8 protein-coding genes are annotated in these 21226 nt (G+C 62.7%); 6 read left to right on the top strand and 2 right to left on the bottom strand.

The features are described 5' to 3' along the window. Positions 1-70: 70 nt before the first annotated feature. Positions 71-2431 carry an Hsp70 family protein gene (locus VHX65_02220; GenBank protein ID HEX3997343.1) on the bottom strand — a complete coding sequence of 787 codons (2361 nt, stop codon included), beginning with the start codon at positions 2429-2431 and terminating at the stop codon, positions 71-73. 642 nt (positions 2432-3073) lie between these two features. Here VHX65_02220 and VHX65_02215 point away from each other — a divergent pair. The 6 genes from VHX65_02215 to VHX65_02190 all read left to right on the top strand — a co-directional run bounded on the left by VHX65_02215 (position 3074) and on the right by VHX65_02190 (position 18954). Continuing rightward, positions 3074-12709 carry an autotransporter-associated beta strand repeat-containing protein gene (locus VHX65_02215; protein ID HEX3997342.1) on the top strand — a complete coding sequence of 3212 codons (9636 nt, stop codon included), beginning with the start codon at positions 3074-3076 and terminating at the stop codon, positions 12707-12709. A 248-nt stretch (positions 12710-12957) separates the two neighbouring features. Beyond that, positions 12958-13401 (top strand): hypothetical protein, encoded by a 444-nt coding sequence (locus VHX65_02210; protein HEX3997341.1) that lies wholly within the window; start codon positions 12958-12960, stop codon positions 13399-13401. Positions 13402-13711: 310 nt separating this feature from the next. After that, positions 13712-13945, top strand: coding sequence for a BON domain-containing protein (locus tag VHX65_02205; GenBank protein ID HEX3997340.1), 234 nt, complete (start codon positions 13712-13714; stop codon positions 13943-13945). 314 nt (positions 13946-14259) lie between these two features. Beyond that, complete coding sequence (locus tag VHX65_02200; protein ID HEX3997339.1) at positions 14260-14571, top strand: BON domain-containing protein; 312 nt, start codon at positions 14260-14262, stop codon at positions 14569-14571. A gap of 297 nt (positions 14572-14868) precedes the next feature. After that, positions 14869-17328 carry a caspase family protein gene (locus VHX65_02195; GenBank protein HEX3997338.1) on the top strand — a complete coding sequence of 820 codons (2460 nt, stop codon included), beginning with the start codon at positions 14869-14871 and terminating at the stop codon, positions 17326-17328. Positions 17329-17775: 447 nt separating this feature from the next. Further along, on the top strand, positions 17776-18954 hold the full coding sequence (locus VHX65_02190; protein ID HEX3997337.1) for a hypothetical protein: 1179 nt from the start codon (positions 17776-17778) through the stop codon (positions 18952-18954). A gap of 197 nt (positions 18955-19151) precedes the next feature. On the opposite strand, the gene VHX65_02185 is transcribed toward VHX65_02190, so the two are convergent. Further along, a complete protein-coding gene (locus tag VHX65_02185) occupies positions 19152-20939 on the bottom strand; it encodes a hypothetical protein (GenBank protein ID HEX3997336.1) in 1788 nt (595 codons plus the stop codon). Positions 20940-21226: the final 287 nt, after the last annotated feature.

Here is a 21226-nt window from a genome sequence, read left to right as displayed (position 1 = left end):
CTTGCAAACTCAGCGAACTTGCCACGAACTTCGATTCAAAACCGCGACGTGCGGCTGAAACAATTGGGACTTACGTGGCGCTCCCTCGCGAACGCTTCGGGCTAGTTTTTGTTATGGGGCAAATAGTGGTTAGAAGGCTTAGCGATACGGCCGCATGCGAAAGTGCGGCATGCGCCGCTTTTACAGGCGGGAGCCCGGGAAGCGGCAGGTTCAAAAAATTGCCCCCCATGTGCCCGAACCATGCCAACACATAGTAACACACCAGGAGCGAGAATGCGGAAATAAGCACGAGCGCGACGACGCTCATCAGCCAACGCGCTCCTGGGCCGAGCGATTGCTCGCGGCGCGGAACGCTGTCCGTCGCACGTCGTGCATCCGCTTGAGCCACTGCCGGCGCGGCGCCCGAGCCGGCGAGCGCGCCGGCCTTCGCGGCGCTGATTTCCGCAAGCGTCATGGGCTTGTTCGGGCCACGCGGCGGACGCGGGGTCTCGGACTTCGCCTCGGATTTCGCCGGCGATTCTCTCGTGGCCGGCGATTTTGCCTTGCTGCCGGCGCCGGCGGAAACGCCGGCCTTCGACGGGTTATCGGGCTTCTGTCCGCCGAAGGCTTGCGTTGCCGCGGACGACGCACGAGCTGCAGACGGCGATGCTTCACCGCTCTCATCGTCGGCAAACGCGCCGAACGCCCGTCCGGCGGCCGATAGGTCGCGGCTCGGAGTCACCGGCGGGAGGCCGGCCGTAGCGGCAGGAAGATTCGCGGCCGAGCGAGCCGAAATGCCCGACAAAGAGCCGGCGCCTTGCATGGCCGAGGCGGGGGCGCTGGGCGAAAGCGTGTCCTTCCGTTTTTCCACGCGGTGGGCCAGCACCACGTCGTCGAGCATATCTTCGAACGCGTCGAAACCCTTTGCCTCTTCGACGACCTTTTTCCAGCGGCCGATCCGCTCGCTGGTCATCGATTGCTCGCGTTGCAATTCGAGGTCGACCTGCCGGCTGGTGCCGGGAATCTTTGCATGCACGTCGAGTCGGCCGTTGCTGAGATATTCATACGTCACTTCGACGGGCCAGCCCTTCGGCAAGTGCTCGGGAAGATGCCGGAGCACCGCCCGGCCAATCAGCGAACATTGCGAGGGCACCTTGCTTTCACCTTCGAGCACCGAGATCACGATCGAGATTTGGTCTTCCGTTTTGGTGACGAATTTCTCGGTCACCTTAGCCGGCAACGACGAATTGCGCTTAATGAGCACGATGTTTTCCTTGCGCATCGTGCGTTGGTCGATCCCCTCGATTCCCAGGCTGTGCGCATTGACATCGACCACTTTGAACGTGGGCTTGGCGTTCGGGTCGCGGCGGCGCAGCACATAGCCGGCGAACACGGCCGCTCCGCGGGCCACGGCTTCGTCGGGATGCACCGTGTGGTCGGGCTTTTGGCCGGAAAGCCGCTCGATCATGCGCGGCACCATCGGCATCCGCGTGCTTCCGCCGACGAGCAACACACGATCGACCTGCTGCCAGGAAAGGCCCGTGGCGGCGAGCACTTGCCGCGTGGTATAGGCGGTGCGTTCGAGCAGGTCTTCGGTTAGCTCCTCGAACTGCTCGCGGGTGACAGTGAGTTCCAGCGAATGGCCGCCGTGGCGAACCATCAACGTTGTCTTCGGGCGGGCCGTGAGCGTGTGTTTGGCTTCTTCGGCGGCGGCCAGCAAGGCAGCCATCGCGGCGGGGCTGTCGCGCGGATCGAGGCGATATTTCTTCTTGAATTCGTCCGCGGCGAAATTCACCAGCCGCAGGTCCCAATCGTAGCCGCCGAGCTGCACGTCGCCGTCGGTGGCCAGGGTGCGCAGATCGCCGGGGCGAAGATCGAGGATCGTGACATCGAACGTGCCGCCGCCGAGATCGTAGACGAGCACTTTCATCGGCTGCCGCGGTTCGCCTTCGGTGGTGAGATACCCGAGGCTCTCGCCGAAAGAGAGCGCGGCGGCCGTCGGCTCGTTGACGATATCGAGCACGGCCAGGCCGGCCATCTCGCCGGCATCGGCCGTGGCCTTGCGCCTCGGCTCATCGAAGTAGGCCGGCACGGTGATCACGACCTCGAAATTCGTGCCGAGGGCCGCGACCGCGTCGTCTTTAAGTTTTTTCAGGATGCAGGCTTGGATCACCTCGGGATGGAGTTCTTCGCCATGAATGGGATGGCTGAATGATTTCTTGCCCATGTCGCGCTTCACGAACTGGGCGACCGATTCCGACCGCACGGCGGCGGCCTTTTTCGCCTCTTTGCCGACGACCACCTCCGTGTTTTCGAACAGGACCGCACTGGGGGTAAGCAGGTCGCCCTCCGTGTTGCGGACTACCTGCGTGCGACCTTTGTCGTCCAAATAGGCTACGACCGAATAGGTCGTTCCCAGATCGATACCGACGGCAAACGGCTTGGATGACATGAGTGTCGGACGCGAAAAGAAAAAATGCCCGCCAAAAGAACTATCATCGACTTTAACACCCGCGGCATTGGTTCTCAAGCGTGGGTGAATGCATCGAGCGAACGATGGGCGCGGAGGTGTCGTCGCGTTTCGTTCGGCGTGCGATGCGATTTAGCGCGACTTTGTTTTTAGGGGGGCCGACGGGTACGAGTTGCCCCGCGCGATTGACGTTTGGAAAGTCCAAGCGTTCGCGATCGATTTTAGCGGCCATCCCCTTAATTCGAGGGGAGTGTGCTGGAATTGCCGGTTTTCTACTTGCAATTAGTACAACTCGTAGACACATTGGATTTGTGCTCTTCGGAGCATGTCGCACAATCGTCTGCTTGGGAGGCAGGCGGTTTAGGGATGGGGAAATCTGTTTGCGGTAGTGCTGCGCGCTCGGCGGAGTTTGGCTTGTTAGCCGGACTCTCGATGAAGTTAGGGGATCTGCGCGCCATGGGGTCGCCGTAGGGGCGGTCGCATTGGCGATGCGTTTTTGCATTTGGGAGTCAGCTCATGCGGCAACAAGCTGGTCGAGGCGTTGCTCCATCGCTTGATGGAGGCGGTTCTGTTTCGCAAAATCGGAACTTTCCACGGGCGCGATTTCTCATTTCATCGCGATTCTTGCCCGCAGCCATTCTTGCTGCCGGCATTCTGCTCCCCTCGTTCCTCCCCTCAGTGGCGAGCGCACAAAACTACGGCTCGACGGAACTCGGCTGGGATCCGAATCTCACTAGCGGCGCCACTTTGGGCGGCAGCGGCACCTGGGATAACGGCCTCACCTCGAATTGGTGGGACGGCTCGAACGACGTGGCCTGGGCTTCCGGCGGCACCGCCGACTTCACCGGCACCGGCAGCACCGTGACGATCGCCAGCGGAGGCTTGACCGCCGGCGGCCTGAATTTCTTCTCCAGCGGATACACGATCGCCGGCGCCGACAGCACGGCAACTCTTACGCTCGGCGGCTCGACACCGACCATTAATCTCAACGGCAACACCGCCGCGATCAGCACGGTGATTATCGGCGCGTCGGGGTTGACGATCAACGGTGGCGCCGGCGGCATGCTTACCCTCTCGAACCAAAACCAGTACACCGGCGACACCACGATCAACGGCGGCACGCTCTCGCTGGCAACCGGGTCGATCTATAGCAGCTACGGTTTCGGCAATGCCCAAATCACGATCGAAGGGGGCGCGACGGTCGCGATCGGCGGCTGGGGCGACGGAGCCGCCGCCGGGTTCGGCCAAGTGGCGTTCGCCGCCTCGAATCTTCTTGTCGACAATGGCACGATCGAATACACGGGCGGCTACGACGGCGGCAATTTGGACCGGGGGTTCACCATCGGCGCCGGCGGCGCAACGCTTGACGCGGAAGGAGGAGCCAACACGTTCACGCTCGACCAAGGGCGCGGCTACGGAGTGGCCAGCGCCAGTGGGGGCACTTTGACGCTCACCGGTGCGTCGAATGGAAACTTCAACCTCATCCTCGGGGGCACAGGAGCGCTGCTGAAATCGGGCACCGGCACTTGGGTCGCATCGAACAATAATTCCTTTACCGGCGGCACCACCGTCAACGGCGGCACGCTGGAATTGACTACCGGCGGCCAAGGCGCTTCGAACTCGCTCGGCGGCACCGGTCCGATCACCATCAACAACGGCGGAACGCTTCTCGGCGGCACGACCGACGCCCTGGGCTATTACAACAACTCCGCGAGCAACGGCATTACGATCAATGAAGGAGGCACGCTCTCCGTCGTGGCCGGTTCGCGCCTTTCGATGGATCGAAACGTGCTGTCCATCGGCGGCACGATTGCCGCACAAGGCGGCGGCGACAGCAGCGGACAAACCTACACGTTCCGCGACAATCAAGGCGCGGCCTATAGCTTCACTTCGGCTTCCGACGGAACTCCTTCGATCATCAGCGCCCAGAACGCCGGGCTAAGCGGCCAAACCACGTTCGACGTTACGGCGGGAGGCGGCCCGGTCGATTTGAACGTGACCGGATCGCTTGCCGACAATTTCGGCGCTGGATCACTCGTCAAGACCGGCAACGGTGTGATGGTGTTCTCTTCCGGTGGCAATAGCTACAGCGGCGGCACGACCATTTCCGCCGGCACACTGCAAATCGGCGACGGTTCCGCTTCGAATGGCTCCTTGCCCGGCAATGTCACCGTCAATTCCGCCGGCACGCTGGCGTTCGCCAACCCGACGGCCTTTTCTTGGGCGGGAAATATCAGCGGTGGCGGCATCACGAGCCTCACCGGGGCGGGGCCGCTTACCATCACCGGCTCGATCATCGGAACCGGCTCCGTGCGGGCATCCGGCGCGGGCGCCGTCACGCTTTCCGGCGGTTTGGCGACGACCGGTTCGCTGCGGATCGGCTCCGGGGCGTCGATCTCGGTCGGTTCGCCGGCCGGCTCGGGCTTGTCGAGCCTTTATTACGGGCTCGGCGACAGCAGCACGCAAGTCGCGAGCTTTGCAACGTTGAGCTCCTTGCAATCCACGATTGCCGCGGCCGGCACGCCGAATCTAATCTCGACTGCGACAACGCTCAATATCGGCTCCGGTTTCCCCTACAACAATGGCGGCGCTTTTAACGCGTATTACGGCGGCGCACTCGACATCACGACCGCCGGAACCTACACGTTCAGCACCACGAGCGACGACGGAAGCATGCTCTGGATCGACGGCGCCGATGTGGTGAGCAACGACGCGCAGCAATCGTCCCATGCAGCCACTGGCTCCGTGTATCTTTCGGCCGGCATGCACGACCTCACGGTCGGCTACTTTCAAGGAGGCGGCGGGCTCTCGCTCGACGTGCAAATGAGCGCGGCCAACGGCGATTCGAGCACGTTTGTCGATCTGAACACCACGATGACCAATGGCGCCACGATCACTCCCGATACCATGGTCGGCTCGCTGCAAGGCTCGGGAAATCTCGCGCTTTCCACGGGCAATTTGCTCACTGGCTTCGACAACACCAGCCAGATATTCAGCGGCTCGATCTCCGGAATCGGCGGAATCACGAAGCTCGGCACCGGCATTCAGACTCTCTCGGGCACGAACTTCTACACCGGCGGAACGATCGTCAGCGAAGGCGAATTGAATATCAGCTCCGACGCCGCGCTCGGCGCCACCAGCGGCACTCTCCGCTTGATCGGCGGTTATCTGCAGGCTGGAACGTCGTTTTCGCTCGATCCGGCCCGTAGCGTGGTGCTCAATGGCGGCACGTTCGACACCAACGGCTATACACTCACCGTGCCGGGCGTCGTCAGCGGCAGCGGCGCTCTCGTGCAGGGCGCGCAGGGCACGCTCGTGCTCTCCAACACCGCCAACACCTACACCGGCGGCACAACCGTTTCCGCCGGCACGCTGCAAATCGGCGACGGCGTGAGCTCCAACGGCTCGCTGCCCGGCAATGTCGTGAACAATGCGACGTTGACGTTCAACAATCCGACGAGCTTCAGCTATGCGGGCAATATCAGCGGCAGCGGTGTCACCAATCTCATCGGCGCGGGTCCGATGGCTCTCTCGGGCACGATCAGCGGTTCGCAGAGCGTGACCTATGCAAGCGCTGGCGGACTGTCGCTGACGGGCGCCAACACCTACACGGGCACCACGCGGGTTAGCGCGGCAACGGTGACCACGCAGGCGGCCGGTTTGGGTTATAGCACGGTCAACCTGGCCTCGAGCAGCACGCTTTCGGTGTCGTCGGGCAATATCGGCTTGCTCGGTCTATATTACAACGCGGTTCCGGCCCTCGGGCTCGGGGCGTCGCAAAGTTCGGTGGGCTCCGCCGGCAAGCCCGCGTTCACGCTTGTCACGCCGTCGTTGGATTTCGCTTCGAACGGATCGGGCTTTCCGTCCCCCTATAGCTCCGGCGCTACGAATTTCGAAGCCTATTACACTGGCTTGATCGATATCCCCACCGCCGGCACGTACTACTTCGCCACCCGTAGCGACGATGGCAGCTCGCTGGCGATCGACGGCAACGTCGTGGTCAGCAACTCCGCCGGCACGACAAACGATAGCGCTGGCGTCACGCTAAGCGCGGGCGAGCATCAGATCACCCTGGGCTATTTCCAAGGCGGCGGCGGCTTTGGACTCATCGCCCAGATGGGCACGAGCACGTCGACACTGGTCGATATCAACACCACGAATTTCCAACTGACCCCGGACGCCACGGCCGGCTCGCTGGTCGGCACCGGCAGCGTCCAGCTCACGACCGGCGGCATCGTGATCGGCTTCGACAACTCGAACCAGACGTTCGGCGGAATTATTTCCGGGGCTGGCGGCGTCATGAAAGTCGGCAGCGGCACGCAGATTTTCACTAACACGAACAACAGCTACACCGGCGGCACGATCGTCGCCGGCGGCATTTTGAACGTCAGCGCCGATAGCGGCCTCGGCGCCACGAACGGCACTCTTACGCTCTCCGGCGGCACGCTTCAAGCCGGCGCGTCTTTCTCGCTCGATCCCAGTCGCAGCCTCGTGTTGGGCACCGGCGCGGTCGGCACCATTGACACCGACGGCAATGCCGTTTCGATCCCCGGCGTCATTAGCGGCGGCGGCGGTTTGACCAAACTCGGCGCCGGCACGCTGACGCTTTCGGGCGCTAACACCTATGGCGGCGCGACGACGATTTCCGCCGGCACATTGCTGGTCGAAGGCGCCGCGCTTTCGACCGTGCAGGAAAGCTACTCGATTGCTTCGGGCGCCGTGCTGAATCTCGTCGGCAGCGCCACCGGCAACACCGGCAATGTCGCCGCCGGCACGACGACCATTTCCGGCACGGGCACGTTGCGGATCAGCGGCGGGCTGTTTGCGAACAATATCGGAACAGGCCACAACATGAATATGGCCCTCGGATCCGGCGGGCTGATCGATATTCAATCCGGCGCCACGCTCCAAAACGGCGGTTGGCAGAATATCACCTGGAGCGGCAACCTTGCCTCGTTGGAGGTCGACACCGGTGGCACGCTCGACCTTTGGGACGGCCAGTCGGTGCAGGTCGACGCGCTGACTGGCGGCGGGACGATCACGCACACCTCTTTCGGTAACACCGATACCTTTACGATCGGCGTCAACAACGGTTCCGGAACGTTCACCGGCACGATTTCAGAAGTCCTTCCGATTGCCCTTGTGAAGAACGGCTCCGGAACCGAAGTTTTCACCGGCAGCAGTAGCTACAGCGGCGGAACCACGATCAACAACGGCACCCTGCGGATCACCAACTCCTCTGGCTCGGCATTCGGCAGCGGCGGCGTCATCATCGGCGATCAAACCGCCGGCCATACCGCGACCCTCGCCGGCACCGGCATCTTCACCGGCGCACTCACCGTCAACGGCCCCGGCACCAGCGGCAACGGCGGCCATATCGCGCCGGGCATCAACACGAATGGCAACTTCGGCGGAATCGGCACTCTCGCCACCGGCGCCCTCACGCTCAACGCCGGCGCGAATCTCGATTTTGATCTGGGCTCTGCCGGCACCGGCGGCGGTTCGTCGGCCGGCATCTCCGACTCGATCGCCGTCAACGGCGCTCTGACGCTCCCGATGTCGGGCAGCGTCGTGCTGAATCTGGCCGACAACGCGGGGGCCAATGGCCAAGGCTCGATCGGATTGGGCACTTATGCGATCCTGACCGCCTCGAGCGTCGCGAATTTCAGCTCGGCAAGCTTCATGATCGGCAGCACCCCGCTCCCCTCGGCTTCCTACACGTTTGTCGATACGGGCACCGAGATCGACCTCACGCTCGGTATTTCGTCGTGGTCGGGCCTCGACAATTCCGGAGATTGGTCCGATCCGGCCAACTGGAACGGCTCTATTCCCGGCGCGACCAGCGGCACGACCAGCACTGCCGTCGCCACGTTCAATAACGGCGGCAACGGCCAATTGAACGTCGTTCCGGACGCGAATCGCAACGTGCTCGGGATCACGTTCGACACCGCGTCGGCCGGCGCATACGTCGTCGGCACGACCGGCGGCAACCCTTTGCTGCTGTCGAATGCGGGCACGATTCAAACCACTTCGAGCGTCGTCAACGTCGAAACGGTCAATGCTCCGCTGGTTCTGGAAGGCAACACTTACACGATTGCCAGCAACGCAACCAGCAGCAGTGGCACTTTGAATTTCGGCGGGTCGATCACCGGCGCCGCCTCGGGCGCCACCGTGCTGGCCCTCACCGGAACCAACACCGGCGCGAATACCGTCAGCGGCGTCATCAGCGATGGCCCTTCGAACCCGATTCAAGTCGTCAAGAGCGGCACCGGCAGTTGGACCCTCTCCGGCGACAACACGTTCTCCGGCGGTCTGAATGTCTCGGCCGGAACTCTCCGCCTCGCAGCCGCGAACACCTACTCGGGTAATACCACGGTCAGCGGCGGAACGCTGCGGATCGGCAACGCCGCCGCCATTCCCAGCGGCAGCCTTACGGTGGTCAACGGCGCCGGCACACTCGATCTGAACGGCAACAATGTGACGCTCGCCGGCGGCTTGAGCGACGGCGGCTCGCTCGGCGGCACCACCACCGGCACCATTCTCAGCAGCAGCGGCACGGGCACGCTGACCCTTAACGACAACAACACGAGCTACGGCGGCCTGATTTCGAATGGCGGCGGCACCACGCGCGTCGTCGCGATTGCCGGCAGTGGAACCTATATGGTTCTCTCCGGCGCGAACAGCTACACCGGCGGCACCACCGTCAACGGCGAACTTGAAGCATGGAGCGCCGGGGCCCTTGGCAATGGTCCCGTGCTCGTCAACGACGGCGGCAACCTGGTCATGAAGGGCACTACCAATAACATCACCTACGGCCAAAATCTCACGCTCGGCAGCGGCACGGGCGGCACCGCGACATTGGCCCTCTATCCCGACGCCGCGCTGAACAACCCCACCTGGAGCGGTTCGATCACGCTAACAGCCGGCTCGACCGACGTGTTCACGCTCGGCGGCAGCAACCTCAGCCTTGGCGGCACGATCAATGTCGCCGGACTTGTCGAAGGCAGCGGCGTGCTCGTGGAAAATGGCAGCACGTTGACGTTGAACCTCATCAATGGCAACACGTATTCCGGCGGTACGCAGATCGATGCCGGCGTGCTCTCGGTCGGCGTCTTCACGACCGGCGGCGGCTCGGGCGGCTCGAACACGGCCCTCGGCGCCGGACCAGTCAATGTCGCCGCCGGCGCCGCGCTATCGTTCTCCAACAACGGCCTCAACATTCCCAACGACATCACGCTCAACGGCACGCGGACCGGCGGCTCCTTGATCGGCGCTATCGCCACCGGAGGCCAATCGACCACGCTCAGCGGCACGCTCACCTTGGCACAAACCTCGAACGTCACCACGTTCTGGAGCGACAAGACGTTCACCATTGCCGGCCAAGTGACCGGCCCCGGCGGCTTGATCATCGACGACTACAATCAGGGCGCCCAGCCGGGCGGCCATATCGTACTTTCCAATCCGGCCAACAACTATCAGGGCGATACGACCGTCAATGCAAACACTGGTGGTCAATCGAACCCGATTTTGTATGCCGGAGCGGTCAACGTCATTCCTAGCGGACCAAGCGCCGGCAATCTGATCGTCAACGGCCAATTCGATTTGAACACGTTCTCTCAAACCGTGAACAGCCTGATGGGCAGCGGCGCGATCACCAGCGGCGCCGGCGGAACACCGGTGTTGACTGTCACGCCCAGCGGCACGGCCACCTTCTCCGGCGTGATCGCGAATCCGGTCAGTCTGACGATGGACGGCTCCGGCACGCAAGTTCTCACCGGCGCCAACACGTTCACCGGCGCCACGACCGTCACCAGCGGCACGCTCCGCTTGGGCGACGGCACGGCGAACAACGGTTCGGTCGCCGGAAATATCACCGACAACGCCGCGCTCGTCTTCGCGAACTTCAACCCGCAAACCTACGCCGGCGCCATCAGCGGCAGCGGCAGCGTCACCGAGAACGGCCCGAACGTGCTCACGCTCAGCGGCGCGAACACCTACACAGGCAATACCGTCGTCAGCGGCGGAGCGCTCACGATCGGTTCCGGCGGCTCGATCGCCGGCGCCAATGTAAGCGTTGCATCGAACGGCATATTGACCGTCGCCACGGGTGGCTCGATTGCCCCCACGACGAATCTCACCGACAGCGGCATCGTCAATTTCAACAACCCGACCGGCATGCTCGCCACATTGAACGGCTCCGGCGCCGTGAACCTGAGCGGCACCGCACTGACGGTCAGCAGCGGCGGCGCGCTCTCCGGCACCATTGCCGATGCCAATAGCGGCGGCAGCCTGATCGTCTCCGGCGGCACGCTGAGCCTCAGCGGCAACAATAGCTATACCGGCGGCACGCAAATCACGGGCGGAATGCTGCGGGTCGCGAATCCTAGCAGCACCTCGGCCACCGGCGGCGGAACGGTCACCGTCGGCAGCGGTGGCTATCTCGCCGGCTCCGGCGCCGCCAACAATTCCGGATTCATCTCAGGCCTCGTGAACGTGTCCGCTGGCGGCGCCATCGCACCCAGCGGCGGCGGCACTCCTTCCGCCGGCAGCATCGGCACGCTCACGGTCGGGTCGCTCACGCTCAATAGCGGTGTATCCTCCGCTTCGCAAATCAACTATCAGGTCGCCAGCACATCGTCGCTGGATTCGATCGCTGTGACGAGCATGTTGATGCTGCCCGCCACCAATGCCGGCACTCCGGTGCAGTTCAATTTCTATGCTTCCGGCAGCGACAGCAATCTCGTCCTGCCTGCCGGCAATTATCAGTTGATGACGTATAGCTCGATCACCAACGGCGGCACAAATCTTCCCACCCTATCGGTCAATCCTGTCGATTTGGGCACCAACCAAGCCGTTTTCAGCACGAACGACGGCGTTCTTGATCTGACGATCTCGGGGGGAACGGGTTCGGCCATGTGGTTTTCCAGTAGTGGCAGCCAATACAGCCAACCGATGAATTGGTCGCCGAACCAGGTCCCTCAAAACCCCGGCGATATCGCCACATTCGGCAGCGACCACGGCACAGAAATGGACATCAACGTCGATGGCGCCTATACGGTTGGCCAGTTGAATTTCAGTGACGCAATCGCCACCGCGGCCTATGTGCTTGGCGGCAGCGGCAACCTGACGCTCGACAACTCCGGCAACCACGCCAGCATCACCGTGGCGAGCGGTGAACTCACCCCGAGCATCTTTGTTCCGCTGACTCTAGCCGATTCCAGCGGGCAAACGTTGATTACGGTGAATAGCGGCAGCTCGCTAACCCTCAACGGCGCGATCGGCGAGTCGAAGACCTATCCCGGCCAGCAGATCACGCTCGCCGGCGGCGGCATTCTGGAACTGACCGCAGCCAATACGTACGCGGGCTCGACCACCATCAACGCTGGCATGTTGCAGATCGACGCCGGCGCGAGCATCGCCAGCGCATCGGTCTCGATCCTTGCCGGCGGCACATTGCAGCTGGCCGGCTCCACCGGGGCGCTGCCCAGCACGGCATCCATCACCACGCATGGCACCGGCACAGCCGCCGACGGCATTTTCGCGCTGACGGGGACCGCGAGCCAAACGGTCGGCGTCATCTCCGGCGACATCCTCACGACCTCGCCCACAACCTATTCCGGCAACACGACCGTCGGCGACGGTTCGAGCGCCGCCAGCCTCTCGGCCGCCCAAATCCTCCAAAATACACTAACAATCAACGCCGGTTCGACCGTGACGATCCTGCCATTCGCCGGCCAGAACACGACCACGTCCACTGCAACCTCTTCGGCTGCAACCGCGTCGCCGGCATTGGTCGCCGCAAGCGAGACTGCGGCGAATGCCGCGGAAAGCGGCGCCGCAAGCGATCCATTTACGGCCATTCAGACCGCGATTGCCTCGGGCGAGATCAGCAGCACGACCGGCCAAATGCTGGACAACCGAATCGCTGCCATCGAACATCTCGCCGCGGTCGACCCCGGTTTGAACGCGAGCCTGCTCGAAGATCGCGTGCTGGCCATGATCCCGTCGAATTTGGTCTTGTCGACCAGCAGCGCCTCGCTCGCCGACACGGCGTCCGGCCTGCTGGCCCTCGATAGCAGCCCGCTGGCGGCGAGTTCCGCATCGACATTCGGCAGCACTGCTGCGGCATTCGTGCGGAGCGCGGCCTTCGCCGGCAATCCGGCCGCGGTTCCCGAGCCATCGACGCTGCTGTTGGCCGCGCTGGGCGGAGTGGGCCTTCTGCTGGCCGTCCGCCGCCGTGTCCGATGCCATGCGGCCTAGGCTGAATTTTCGGCCCGACAATCTGCGCCATGGGGAGCGAAATCCGTGCGGCGGCCGGAATATTCGGGTCGGGCGGGGAAGCCGGTCTGCCCAGCGTCAAACGCGTCAAACGCGTCAAATCCATTTCGCCGATTTCGCTTGGGTCTGACCTGCCCGCTGATTAGACTGAAGTAGGGCTCGATTTGGCTTGAACCGGGGTCGCGCGGCGGCACCACTCTGATTCGTATTCGATCGTCGAGGTTTGATCCGTGCTGACAAAGTTGCAAATCGCCTTCTGCGTTTTGACGGGCTTGGGGCTCATCGTGTTCGCGGCCGGAATGTATGCGGCCGAGAAGCAGGGGGAGAACCGGGTCGCAAATGCCGGGAAGTTGCCGGGTTGGTTGGCGCCGGTCGCTTTGGGGTCGATCGGTTTGTCGCTGGCGTCGTGCGTCGGCGTCTTGACGACGCTCGCCCTGGACCGTGAAAAGCCGCCCGAACCGGAAGAGGACGAGGAAGCGGAACTATTGCCAGTCGACGAGCCGCTTCCGCAAGGCACTGAGCCCGAGGCCGAAGATTTGGCACCAGACGATTTGACAACGGTCGGCGGCGCCGAAACGGCGACCTTCGAGGCCGCAGCGATGGAATTCACGGAATTCACCGAGCCGGGCGACGCGGAAACGATCGAGTTCAGCACGCTTCCGCAGGACGAATAACCCGTTTGCCCGGCAATCTTGCGGAATCAAGTTGCTTGCGGAACGATCGCCAGCATCGGGCGAGCGTCGGCGAGGAATCGCGTGTGCGATTTGTGCCAAGCCATTCTCTACCTTGGCCACCAACGGCATTTCGGCCATGCGCGTAGTGGGGCATCATGACGCGTCGGCTGCGGCTTACCGCAGGTCGCCCGGCGGCGTCGTGTTGACGTATTTTGTTCGTCTGATGAGTTTTATATGTCGCCATTGACATTTCAATTCGCAGCCCGTTAGAGTGGTTGTTGCTTTACTACGTTCGGCATGGATGGTCGTTATGGCTTTGCGAACCGAACTCGATTTTGGGGCAAGTGATCTGCGAACCGCGGCCCAGGCGGCGTTGACCGATGGTCCGATCGCCGCGCTGCGTGGAGTGCGCGTCGAGCAAGCGGGCAACTCGCTCCTTCTGAGCGGCATGGTTACGAGCTTCTACCACAAGCAGCTTGCGCAAGAGCAAGTTCGGCTGGCAGTAGGCGACGTCGAGATCGTGAATTCGATCGTGGTGCTATGATTCGCCGGCGCCCTGCGGCAATGATTCCCAGTGGCAATGTGCGGCGAAACAGCGGCGTCTTAAGATCGACTGAAAAAAACCTCTCCGCAGCATCCTCGCCCCTTGCGGGAGAGGGCAGGTTGAGGGGTTCGAAAAGCGGAAGTTATTTTTCGGCCGAGTCTTTGTGGCGCGATCGGGCTGCAGGCGGCAGACCGAGTCGACCCATCCGAGCGTGGGAGGCGCAGCGGCATACGTGTTGCTGTAAATTTTGTTTGCCATCTCTGCCGGCGCTTCGAGAACCGCACCACGCAATCCCGCTCACCAGTCGCTCCATCATGGACAAGCTTTCTCACGATTCGGCGGCTTTCGACCGCTTCTCCGCAACTCCAAAGGCAGACCTTCGAGCACTGGCGTTGCGCATCAAACGGACCGTGCGCCATGAGACCAACGGTGGAGTGCAGGAACTGGATGTGCGAATCGACTCGGCCGGGATATTCTTGCGCGGCCGGTGCGGCTCCTTCTATTGTAAGCAACTGGCGCAGACAGCAGCCATGCGGCTCTGCGGCGGGGCATCGGTGATCAATGAAATCGAAGTGGCGGTCGCCGAAGAGAACGGCGACGCCCAGCGCGGCGACCATTGCCATTGATCTTCTCCAACCAAAACCGGCTGGGAGCGGCAGTTTGCTTGTATGGCGTTGGCAAGCGCAGCCTGCCGGCGCCTCCAGGCGAGTTGACGTTCAACGTCCCCTCTTGGATTGAGGCTCCGGCTTAGATTTAGCGGCCTCGACCTCTTGAAAAAATCTGGGTCGCACGTCGCCCTGGCCGTCTTCGCTTGCCAGTGGCAGATCAATCGGTGCGAATCTGCGACGGAGCCGCGGCCTTGCATCCCGCCATCAGGTGGGTGAAGATGGCGGAAGAAAATTTGCGCCACAGGAGCTTCGCCCATGTCTTGCCGAGATCTCTTGAGAGGCGACGGTGATACAACGCTTCGCGTGCTTTCAGACCCGACGGCATTTCTGGACCGGTTCCTTCCCGCCGTGCTTGCGGCGATCGTGGTATGGCTTTCGATGAACGGCCCGTCGGCGTTTTCGGCCGACGCGATCCACTCCGCCTCGCCGGCGAACGGCGCGCCGGCCGCTGCGCCCGGCACGATCCATGGCGAGCGATTTCACGCGCTGCTCGTCGGATGCACGAAATACGATAATTTCGACCAAGCCAAATGGCTGAACGGTCCGGCCAACGATGTTGACTTGGTGCGGCGATTTCTGACGGACCCGAGGCGCCTCGCGGTTCCCGCCGCGTCGATCGTCGTTCTCTCGGAGCTGGAAGCAGCGGCGAAAGGGGCCGACTTCCGGCCGACGCGGGCCAATATCGAACGCGAAATCCAGAAACTGATCGACTCGGCCCAAAGCGGCGATCAGGTCTTGCTGCTCATGGCCGGCCACGGCAGCCAGCAACCGGAGCACGGAAATCCCGATCCGACGTACATCAAGCCCGACGGCTACGACCAGATGTTTTTGCCCTGCGACTGCGGCCGCTGGAATGGCAAAACCCGCTTCGTCGACCGGGCGATTGCCGACTACGAGCTGCGCACCTGGTGCAAGCAGATCACGTACAAAAAAGCCCGGCTGTGGGTCGTGCTCGATGCATGCTGCTCGGGATGGGTTCTGCGCGGCGGCGGCGCGGGCGATAACAAGATCATGCGGCGCAACGTATCCTCCGAAGATCTCGGCATTCCAAAAGCGGAATTGGACAAGGCCCGCGATATCGCTCGCGCCCGCCGGACCGTGAACCAAGCCGGCTCGGGCACGCGTTCGGCGGATTCGGATGCTCCGGCCTTCGATTTCGGCCCGCAATCGCCCGATTATGTCGGCCTCTACGCCGCGCAGCGCGACGAATCGGAGCTTGAAATGCCCATGCCCTGCGACCCGGTCCAGCATCAGCCGCAGCGGGTTCAAGGATTGCTAACCTATGCCGTTATCGACATCTTGAGCCGCACCGCCCATCCGATTACGTACGGCGAGCTGGCGAGCCTCGTCCGCCAGCGCTATCCGCAATGGGGTCTGACCGCGCCGCCGACGCCCGTCGTCGAAGGCCTGGCGCAAGATCGGGAAGTGCTGGGAGTCGAGCGCTGGCCGGACAGGTCGCGGCGGCAATGGGCAAAGAGCGGCAGCCACGAACTATCGGTCAACGAGGGTTCGGTCGAGGGTCTGACGCCCGGTAGCATCGTCGCACTTTATCCGTCGGCCGATCAAGCGGATGCGAAAACGGTGCTCGGTTATGCCACGGTTCGCAGTTGCGATTTGCTTGAATCCGACGCTGAACCCTCGGCATACGAGGGAACGCCAATTCCGCGGATGGGTTCGCTTCCGGCGGGCGGCGTGTTCGAAATCGTCCGGACCGATCATGGCTCGCTGCGCGTCAGGCTCGCCGTCGATACGGTGCCGATGCACACCGGCGGGCGAGCGGCGGAGACCGCCGGAAGTGCGGCAGCGCGGGCCGGGATAGTCGCCGGCGTGGCCGGCCATGCAAGCCTGAAGGCGCTCGCCAGCCAATTGAAGACCGCTTTTGCCGCGGAAGGATCGCTGTGCGAATTCGTCGACAATCCGGCGGCGGCGCAGTGGATTCTTCAAATGCGCGACGGCAAGTTGAATCTACTATCGAAAGACACCGCGCAAATCCGCGACGATCTTCCGCCCGAAGCACCGCAGTTCGGCGTTTCGGAGGATAATGCGGTTGCCGACATCGTCGACGACATGACGACCATTGCCCGCGCCCAGAATTTGCTCAATCTTACTCAAATGGAGCAAACTGCCGCCGATGTCGATGCCCGCTCCGGCTCTGCTGCCGATTCGTCGCAACCAAACGTCAAATTGGAGTTGCTCCGCTACAAAAGCAAATCGGACCGCAATGGCCGGCCGATCGACTTTTCGAAGGGACCGCTCGTGCTCGTTCCCGGCGATTATGTCGGCTGGCGGATGACCAATCTCGGCCGCTCGGATGTCGCCGTCAGCCTGCTGTATATCAATGCCGGTTTTGGCATTGTGGCAATCTATCCGCGGCCCGGCTCGGGCACCGACAATTTGCTGACGAAGAATGGCGGGCATTTTTCCACTCGGCCGGCCCGTGTTACCGCCAAGCCGGTCGGCAACGAGCACGTCGTATTGATCGCGATGCCGCGGCAAGCGGGCCGTCAGTCTCCCGACTTCAGCTTTTTGGAGCAGCGCACCTTGCCCCCTAGAAGCCGCGGCGACGACAATCCCGCGCTGACCTCGCCGCTTGGGCAACTTTTGCAGAAGGCGATGTACGGCGAAGGCGGCCTGCGAGGCCTGGAAGCCGACGATTCCGCCCAAGCGCATCTAATGCTGCAATCCTGGCGAGTCAGCGCGGAAACGGGCCGCTAACCGGCAATGTTTGTCAAGCTCGGTTCGGGCTTGCCGCATCAGCGTGCCGTCTGACGCCAAATTCACCCTGTGGAACGTCAGACGGCCTCTGCAGCTTGCATGGGTCGGCAGGCAGACGGTGTTAAAACGAATCGGTTCTTCCGGCGGCGCTAACCTGTTCGCACGCCGTTCTTCGCCTTCTGCGGCTCGCCATCGATTGCTTTATTCCGATCGTAGGAATCGAAGCAGCCGTAGCTTTGGTGCCTGAAGATCGGGGGGGGCCGGACCGATCGTAAATAGGGTTCGTGGCGAAAACTCCGATTCGTCGCGGCGCAAGGGTTGTAGCGCCGTTGCCCGAGACGCCGCGAAAACCGGCTGTGCCGGCCATCCCGGTGAGAGCTTCCGGCGGCGCAAACGATTGGGGCCAACGTTCGACCGCAAAAGGCTCGTTCAGAAGGCAGACCGAATATGACACGCAACCGATATATCTTCGCGGTGTTTGTCGGCCTCGCGAGCGTCACCGCCGGCTGCACGCACGAGCAATTGCGAAATGACTCCGTGAACCAAGCCACCACCGTGGGCGACATCCAAACCCAGCAGGTGCTGAACAATCTGGCGATGTTCGTCTACAACTACAATGCGATGCCGTATTTCGCCTATCCGAACCAAGGGGCGGCGATCGTCACGGATCAGGTCAATGGGGGCGTGTCGGCGGGTGGAAGCCGCCCAATCGTTTCCGGCGGCACCGCGAGCAGGGCCGCCAGCCCCTACCACTTTTCCGATTTCCTGCTTACCGCCCTCGGCCTCACGGCCAACGCCCAGCGGTCGCAGCAAGAATCGTTCACCCTCACGCCGATCAACGATCCGCGCAAGCTCGAGCTGATGCGCTGCGCCTATCAACTGGCGGTGAGCAATTGCGGTTATGGCGGCGCCTCTCGAAGCTGCCCGGATTGCCAAGCCCGCTTCAACACGTTTTACACCGGCGATTCCGACCCGCCGCCGGGCCGCACGATCAGCGACCTCGCCAGCGGCACGATTACTTCCGAATGCCTGAAAAGCCATTGCTGGTTTCACGTGGGTTGCGAAAAGCAAGTGCCCAAATGCCCCTGCCTGCTCGTGGGGCACTATTGCGGCGTTTACGTCTGGGTCACGAACGACGGGCGCGACGAATTGACGAAGCTGACGCTGGCGATCCTCGACTACGCCATTCACGAACCGCCGCAGTTGTTGACGAAGGAGGTGACCTACTACCTCGATCCGCTCGGCCTGCCGACCACGCAAAAGAATGGCGTCACGGTGGTCAAAGCCACGGTCGGCGTCACCGAACAGAATCAAAGCCTCTTGAATATCACGCCGGCCCAGGAACTCGAACTCGAACAGCAGCTTCAAGATCGCATCCGGCGGTTGAGTCTTTTGCTGGAGAAAACTGCCGCGCAAGACACCGAGTCCAAGAAGCTTCTGAACGACGACATCGACGATGCCAAGCAGAAGCTCTATTTTCTGAACCAGCAGCTCAACAACAAGGGCCTGAAAGAGCAATATGCTCCGCCGGGGGCAGCTCCCGCGGCGCCCTATTCGATCATCCCCGGCTTGCAACAATCCATCAACGCCAACACCGCCTCGCCGGTGCTTCCATCGCCGCAGTGATGCCGCTGGAATAATGGCGAAGCCGCGGCCGAAGTGGCAGGCGCACATCGTGTGCCGTCTGCGCAATGTGGCGGGTCGCGCACTGCGTAACGCCGACGGCACACGGAGTGTGCCTGCTACGTATCAGACCAAGCCGCGATTGTAATCGCCGCGACGTTTCGTGCCACGCCGAGATTTTCGCGGTCGATCGTCGGCCGTCAATCGGGCGATGCCATGCCGGTCAGCGACACGAACCCCGGCGGCGGCTCGATCCGGGCCGGCGCTTTTGCGTGATCGTCGTCCAGGCCGCGGGTGGAGGCGACATAGCCCGCCTTTTCAGCCGCGCTCGCGGCCAACAGTTCTGTCGGGCCCGTCGCTCGCGCGCCGTAGTTGGCCCACAGGTATAAGAAGCGGTCTCGCTCTTGGCCCGAAGTCAGTTGCGCGGCTCGCAACGCGTAGTCGGCGGCCAATTCATACTGACCGCTGTCGTTGCAGACCTGCGCCAACGTGCGCAAGCTCCTCCATTGCCGATAATAACAAAGATTGCAGGCCATCGCCGCGCTTTGCTGCGCCTCGTCCATGCGATTGGCCAAACGCAATGCCTCGGCACGATCACGATAGGCATCGAGCGCGTTCGGGTTGAGACTAATCGCCCGATCGAAATCGTCGATGGCAATCGCGACGACGTCGACGGTCGGATGCTTCCTTGCCGCGGCCGTGGCCGCCATAGCCTGATCGCCGCGGCCGGCGTCGGCAGAGACCGGGACCGCGCTAATCGGGGCGGCCATCGAAGGATCGGTCTGTCGCGCCAGCCAGACGCGATGATTCGCCAGCATTTGGTTGAGAAACACTGGATCGACTTTGGGGATCAACATTCGATCGCCGTGGGACGATTCCGCGTCGCATTGATTCAGCATCAGTTCGGCGCGGGCCAACGGAATCTGCCACCAATTCGGGCTAAGACGTTCGGCCTCCTGGTATTTGCACACCGCCTCGACGGCTGCCGCCGCCCCCTCGGAAGATGGTCCGCTGGGTTCAGTGCCGGAAGGAGCGGCTACCACGGCCGCCGGCGATGGCGACGTGGTCGCGGGCTGCGGCGCAACGGCCGGAAGCGATTCCAGCGATTTCCCAGCCGGCCGCAGCCCGCGCAGGGAATTCGCTGGATTCGCGGGTTGCGTCGTGCTCCGCGTGTCGTCGCTGGTATCAAGCCCGACCAGCGACACGACCGCAAACGGTTTTGACGGCGATCGGCCCACCGGCAAATTTTCGGCAATCGGCTCCCCATTTTGCTGCGGCCCGCGGTCCGAGGATTGGCTCTGTTCCTTTGGCTCCGGGCCTTTTCGGGCTCCATCGATCGACTTGATCTGCGTGCAGGCGCAAGCCTGGCTGAGTGCGAATCCCCATTCGTAGAACAACCGGGGCCGATTGGGATTGATCTGCTGAGCGCGGTTGAAAAAGGATTCCCAGGTTTCGCGCGTCTTCGGGTTGTAATAGCCGCGGCCTTTCAGCAATTGCTGTTGGGAAATAAGCCGGCCCAAGCGAATGTAGATGTCGTCGATGCCGGTGCGAGGTTCGGCGCGCAAGGCATTTCGATAATCGACGATCGCAACCCCGGCGTCGCCCGAGTTCTCCCAGCAGATGCCGCGCATCCAGTAGAGCCAGGCCGCGTCGTTGCCGCGCACGGAATTCTTGCGCAACTGGCTCGAGTAATGATCGCGTGCGCTTTCGAGCCGCACCGCGTCGTCGCAATAGATCCATCCGCCGGCCTGCGACGCACTGGCGCCGCCGTCGTCTTGGACCCACGCCGAGCGCCCTCGGGTACGTGTGACCGTGGCCGGCCAGGTGATGTCATACATGCTCACCGGCGACCCGTCGTCGGCCTGGATGCTGGTGGCCATGGAGGCAGGCATGATCGCCACCCCCTTCCACGGCTGCCCAGCGTTCGCCACACCGGCAGCCAACCCGAGCGTCATCACCGCCGCAACCGACCAGCGAGGCTTGGACATGACACGACTCTCCGTAAGATTAGGCGGTCTTGAGTACGGATGGCGCCGGCCGATGGTTCGTGGGGCAAAGCTCGAGCCCGCCGCCAACGGCGGTCATCCTTAACTATAACCGGCGCACTCGCGCGGCGATAAAGAATTTTTTCGCGCCGGGCGTAGAAAAAAGCGTTGCCGCACACTAAGCCGTCGCGATCCGCGCAGCAATTATGCTCAGAAGCCGAGACTACCGAAGAAGTTCGGAGAACTGCGTTTGACGATACGCCGTCGGCGGCCGGCCGCGCCCGAAGATC

The organism is Pirellulales bacterium, assembly GCA_036267355.1.
Classification (GTDB): Bacteria; Planctomycetota; Planctomycetia; order Pirellulales; family DATAWG01; genus DATAWG01.
This window is presented reverse-complemented; position numbering and strand designations above follow the sequence as displayed.